The sequence below is a fragment of the Desulfurellaceae bacterium genome (assembly GCA_021296095.1).
Lineage (GTDB): Bacteria > Desulfobacterota > Binatia > Bin18 > Bin18 > JAAXHF01.
Genome location: JAGWBB010000056.1, coordinates 8,219 through 13,093 on the forward strand (window position 1 = coordinate 8,219; position 4,875 = coordinate 13,093).

General features: G+C 62.6%; 8 protein-coding genes. 5 read left to right on the forward strand and 3 right to left on the reverse strand.

Going from position 1 to position 4,875, the window contains the following annotated elements; genetic code table 11:
• The 4 genes from J4F42_13940 to J4F42_13955 form a co-directional block, all read left to right on the forward strand.
• On the forward strand, positions 1-546 hold a 546-nt coding region (locus tag J4F42_13940; GenBank protein MCE2486612.1), incomplete at its 5' end, for a hypothetical protein.
• A 45-nt stretch (positions 547-591) separates the two neighbouring features.
• A complete protein-coding gene (locus J4F42_13945) occupies positions 592-2,076 on the forward strand; it encodes a glutamate synthase subunit beta (GenBank protein MCE2486613.1) in 1,485 nt (494 codons plus the stop codon).
• Positions 2,077-2,147: 71 nt separating this feature from the next.
• The gene (grxC, locus tag J4F42_13950) at positions 2,148-2,402 is read left to right on the forward strand and encodes a glutaredoxin 3 (protein ID MCE2486614.1); all 255 of its coding nucleotides are present in this window, start codon (positions 2,148-2,150) and stop codon (positions 2,400-2,402) included.
• A 29-nt stretch (positions 2,403-2,431) separates the two neighbouring features.
• Complete coding sequence (locus tag J4F42_13955) at positions 2,432-2,740, forward strand: hypothetical protein (GenBank protein ID MCE2486615.1); 309 nt, start codon at positions 2,432-2,434, stop codon at positions 2,738-2,740.
• A gap of 46 nt (positions 2,741-2,786) precedes the next feature.
• Here J4F42_13955 and J4F42_13960 read toward each other — a convergent pair whose 3' ends face one another.
• Positions 2,787-3,179: a hypothetical protein gene (locus tag J4F42_13960; GenBank protein MCE2486616.1), complete on the reverse strand. Its 393-nt coding sequence runs from the start codon at positions 3,177-3,179 to the stop codon at positions 2,787-2,789.
• An 18-nt stretch (positions 3,180-3,197) separates the two neighbouring features.
• Positions 3,198-3,683 carry a hypothetical protein gene (locus J4F42_13965; GenBank protein ID MCE2486617.1) on the reverse strand — a complete coding sequence of 162 codons (486 nt, stop codon included), beginning with the start codon at positions 3,681-3,683 and terminating at the stop codon, positions 3,198-3,200.
• A 130-nt stretch (positions 3,684-3,813) separates the two neighbouring features.
• Here J4F42_13965 and J4F42_13970 point away from each other — a divergent pair, with 130 nt between their 5' ends.
• Positions 3,814-4,662 carry an LLM class F420-dependent oxidoreductase gene (locus tag J4F42_13970; GenBank protein ID MCE2486618.1) on the forward strand — a complete coding sequence of 283 codons (849 nt, stop codon included), beginning with the start codon at positions 3,814-3,816 and terminating at the stop codon, positions 4,660-4,662.
• Positions 4,663-4,683: 21 nt separating this feature from the next.
• On the opposite strand, the gene J4F42_13975 is transcribed toward J4F42_13970, so the two are convergent.
• On the reverse strand, positions 4,684-4,875 hold a 192-nt coding region (locus tag J4F42_13975), incomplete at its 5' end, for a hypothetical protein (GenBank protein MCE2486619.1).

Here is a 4,875-nt window from a genome sequence, read left to right on the forward strand (position 1 = left end):
GACAACATCATCATCGGCAACGTGGCCTTCTATGGCGCGACCAACGGTGAAGCCTATATCCGAGGCATGGCCGGCGAGCGTTTCTGCGTCCGCAACAGCGGCGTGCGAGCCGTTGTCGAGGGCGTCGGCGATCACGGCTGCGAGTACATGACCGGCGGCCGGGTCGTAGTCCTGGGCCAGACCGGTCGCAACTTCGGGGCCGGCATGTCGGGCGGTGTCGCCTACATCTATGACGCGGCGGGAGATTTTCGCGACCGCTGCAACCTGGAGACCGTCTCCCTCCAAGCCCCGACCGCCGACGACCTGGACGAGATCGAAGCCATGCTGCGCCGTCACGCCGGCTACACCCACAGCGAACAAGCCCTGCAAGTGCTGGCGACCTGGACCACCGCTGCGGCCCGCTTCGTGAAAGTCATGCCCAAAGACTACCAGCGCATGCTCGAAGCCATACACCGGGCCGAGCAGGCCGGGCTGGCCGGTGAGGACGCGGTGATGGCCGCCTTTGAGGCCAACAAGAACGACGCCGCCCGGGTGAGCGGCAATTAGGGGCACGAGCAGCATGATTCCCTGCTGAAGGAGTAGAGCAGCGACATGGGTAAGCCAACCGGATTTATGGAATTTCAGCGCCAGCTGCCGGCCGACCGTTCCCCCCTGGAACGGATCGACGACTGGCACGAGTTTCACGACCACCTGCCCGTGGACACGCTCCAGGAGCAGGGCGGGCGTTGCATGGACTGCGGCATTCCCTTCTGCCACACCGGAACCCTGATCAGCGGTATGGCCTCGGGCTGTCCCTTGAACAATCTGATCCCCGAGTGGAACGATCTGGTCTACCGCGACCTGTGGAAAGAGGCGCTGGAGCGCCTGCACAAGACGAATAATTTCCCGGAGTTCACCGGCCGGGTGTGTCCGGCGCCGTGCGAGGGCTCGTGCGTGCTGGGTATCACCAACCCGCCGGTCACGATCAAAAACATCGAGTGTTCTATTGTTGACCGGGGCTTTGCCGAGGGCTGGGTCGTGGCCGAGCCGCCGGAAAAACGCAGCGGCAAAAAAGTGGCCGTGATCGGCTCCGGGCCGGCCGGGCTGGCCTGCGCGGCCCAGCTCAACCGGGCCGGTCATTGGGTGACCGTCTACGAGCGGGCCGACCGGATCGGCGGTCTGCTGATGTACGGCATCCCCAACATGAAACTGGACAAGAACCTGGTCCAGCGTCGGGTCAATCAACTGACCGCGGAAGGGGTGCGGTTCGTCACTAGTACCGCCGTTGGCACGGATGTGTCGGCCAGCCAGCTGCGTGAGGAGTTCGACGCCCTGGTCCTGTGCTGCGGCGCAACCAAGCCCCGTAATTTTCCGATTGAGGGCCGCGATCTCGAGGGCATTCACTTTGCCATGGAGTTTCTGCACGCCAACACCAAGAGCCTGCTCGACTCCCAGCACGCCGACGGCGCCTACATTTCGGCTGCCGACAAGCACGTGATTGTCATCGGCGGCGGCGATACCGGCACCGACTGCGTCGGCACCTCCATGCGCCACAAGTGCAAAAGCCTGACCCAGTTTGAAATTCTGCCCCGTCCGCCGGACGAACGCCAGACCGATAACCCGTGGCCGGAGTGGCCCCGCATCTTCCGCGTCGATTACGGCCAGGAAGAGGCCCAGGCGCGGTTTGGCGCCGACCCGCGGGTGTTCCTGATCCAGACCGAAAAGTTTGTCGGCGACGAAAACGGACGGGTCAAGGAACTCCACACCGTTGAGGTCGAGTGGACCAAAAACGAAAACGGCGCCTTCATTCCCAAGAACATTCCGGGCACCGAAAAGGTCTGGCCGGCCGACCTGGTGCTCCTGGCCATGGGTTTTTTGGGACCGGAGGACCCCATCCTGGAAGAGCTGGACGTTGAGCGCGATGGCCGCTCAAACGTGAGCGCCGAGTACGGCAAATACGCCACCAGCGTCGAAGGCGTGTTTGCCGCCGGCGACGCGCGGCGCGGCCAGAGTCTGGTTGTGTGGGCTCTCCACGAAGGGCGGAGCGCCGCACGGGAGTGTGACCGCTACCTGATGGGCCGCACCGACTTGCCCTAAGCTGTCCCCTTGAGTCGCCCCGGCGCATCGCGTACAAAAAAGGAAGTCTCGACCCACAAGGATGTAAGATTATGAAGCCAGTCATCGTCTACACCACCCTGTTCTGTCCCTACTGTACAGCGGCCAAGTCGCTGCTGACCAAAAAAGGCGTGCCGTTTGAAGAGATCGACGCGACCGGCAACTCAGACCTGCGCCAAGAGATCATGGAACGGTCCGGTCAGCACACGGTCCCGCAGATTTTTATTGGCGAACAGTCGGTCGGCGGCTTTTCCGAACTGAACGAGCTGGACATGTGCGGGGAGCTTGACGAGCTGTTGGCGGACTGAAGACCGGCCTGAAATAAGGAGGAAACGCGATGGCCCTGTATCTCGACGAGGTGTGGCTGAAAGACCCGAGTCCGGAACGGATGAAGGAATTTACCAAGCTCATTGGCGCCGCAGCCAAAAGCCCGGCCTCAATTGGCGCGCCCCAAGAGGTCCGCTTTGCCGGTGGCCCGTGGTTCTCGAACGAAGAGCCCAAGGTCATCTTTCTGGTCGATATTCCCGACCATACCCCGACCTTTCAGATATTCGGCAAGATCGTCTCAAGCGGTCTGGTCGAAAAGCGCCGCCTGACCCCGATTGTGGAATGGGATGAGGTGGAGAAGATGGTCGAACAGCTGTGAAAGACGCGTCGGGCGGCAGGGAAATCCCTACGCCTGACACCGGTCTTCAGGCCGACACCTCACATACCTCGCACCCCTCAGGATTGTTCTGCTCGGCCAGAACACGGTCCTCCTCGAACTGATACTGCGGCGTGTCATGTCGCTCGACGCGTGTATCGCCGTCGTTTGAGGCCGTCTCTTTCCAGCCGTCCCCGTGTGACCAGCGGAAGGGCAGCATCTTGATAGCGCCCGGCGTCGTCAGCTCAGTAAAGCCTGCCAGCGCCTGGCGCAGAATGTCTCGCTGCAACTGAGGTTGATGCGGCTCGCCGGTGGTGTGGCCCAGGGGAAAATCGAGAAAGGCAGCCCTGGGGGGATTCGCGGCTTGCATGATATCGAGGGCGCTGCCCATGCTGAGCGTCGGGATACCGGCAGCCTCGGCGTTGCGGGCGATCAGTCCCACGGACTGATGACACACTGGTCAAACCGGGACGAGCAGCGCGGCATCGACTCTTTCGGCCAGCAGGAGCGCGGTCAGCTGCGGAGCCAACTCGTCGCGCACCCGCCGCGAGGAGTAAATCCCGCCCATGAAGGTGTAGGCGTGGTCGGCCAGCTCGCCAATCAGGCCTTCTTTGACTAGGCTGCGCAGCGTGTCAATGGGGAACACCACGTTGGCATCTTTTCGGGCGTCGGTCTGGTCATAGGCGAAGTGCGCTGTTCGGAGATCGCTCGTTTTCACGTCGGTGGGAATCGCCCGGAAGGACAGATCGTCTTTAAAGTGGAAGGCGACCTGGCCCTTCATGTACAGTCCGCCGGACGCGATCAAACCCAGACGGCATTCGGATAGCGGCTTGCGCAGGGGTGTCCACGGCGGGGTATCGGGGTTGTGGACCCATTTGTACGGCGTATAGCCGAGCTTGGAATAATTGTCGGTAATGCGGGTAATGTAATCGACCGTTTGCGGCATGGTGTCCTCCGAGGGTCTTAATTTGACGATTTTTCCGACGGAATGCAACGGCAGACACGCTTGCACGGCTGCCGAGAACCGGCTAGGCTCCCGGCGTTCGACACACAACGACGACCAGGAGGGCACAGGCATGAAATTGGGACTTTTTGGCATCAACATGGGTATCGCCAGCAACCCGGACGTAGCTGTGCGGGTTGCCCAGGCGGCCGAAGCGGCCGGTTTTGAGTCGGTCTGGACCGGTGAGCATGTGGTCCTGCCCGACCCCCAGGCTCCGCCCTCCCCGCTTCCGCCCCACCATCCGATGCTCGACCCGAGCGTAGCCCTGGCCTTTATTGCCGGTCAGACCCAAACGGTCAGGCTCGGCACCGGCATCATCATCCTGCCCCAGCGCAACCCCCTGGTGCTGGCCAAAGAACTGGCCAGTCTGGACGTGGTGTCCGGCGGGCGGCTGATCTTTGGCCTGGGCATCGGCTATCTCAAGCCGGAGTTTGACGCGCTGGGGATTCCGTTCAGCCACAAGGGGCCGCGGTCGATTGATTATCTGGAGGCCATGAAGGCCGTCTGGACCCAGGACAAGCCCGCCCACCAGGGTGAATTTGTCTCGTTTGGTGATATTCAGGCTCACCCCCAACCGGTCCAGAAGCCCCACCCGCCGGTGGTCTTTGGCGGCCATACCCCGCAGGCCTACGAACGCAGCGTGCAGCACGGCAACGGCTGGTTCGGCTTTGCCCTCGATGTCGAGGCCACGGCCACCTGCCTGGACGGGCTCAGACACGCCGCCCAGCAGGTCGAACGTCCGGCCGAGTTGGGCAGCTTGGAAATCAGCGTCACGCCCAAGGGCCGACTCGACGCCGACACGGTCAAACGCTTTGCCGACCTCGGCGTTGACCGGCTGATTCCGTTCAAAGCCGCCAAGACCGAGGCGGACTGGATCGACTACGCCAAGCAAACGGGCGACGAGCTGATCGGCAGGAGCTGAAAAAGCCGAGAGGGGCTCGCCTCACCCTTCGTTTGAGAAGGTGGCGAGGACCGGGGCGTGATCCGACGCTCCCTTGCCTTTACGCGCCTGGCGGTCGATCTGCACCCCGGTGCAGCGCCGGGCCAGGGTCTGGGTCACCAGGATATGGTCGATGCGCAGCCCCTGGTTCTTCTGAAAGGCGAGCTGCCGATAGTCCCACCAGCTGTACAGTTT

Coding starts and splice junctions, on each gene's coding strand:
- J4F42_13965 (MCE2486617.1), bottom strand. CDS start 3,683: ATGCCGCAAACGGTCGATTACATTACCCGCATTACCGACAATTATTCC.
- J4F42_13970 (MCE2486618.1), top strand. CDS start 3,814: ATGAAATTGGGACTTTTTGGCATCAACATGGGTATCGCCAGCAACCCG.
- J4F42_13945 (MCE2486613.1), top strand. CDS start 592: ATGGGTAAGCCAACCGGATTTATGGAATTTCAGCGCCAGCTGCCGGCC.
- J4F42_13955 (MCE2486615.1), top strand. CDS start 2,432: ATGGCCCTGTATCTCGACGAGGTGTGGCTGAAAGACCCGAGTCCGGAA.
- grxC (MCE2486614.1), top strand. CDS start 2,148: ATGAAGCCAGTCATCGTCTACACCACCCTGTTCTGTCCCTACTGTACA.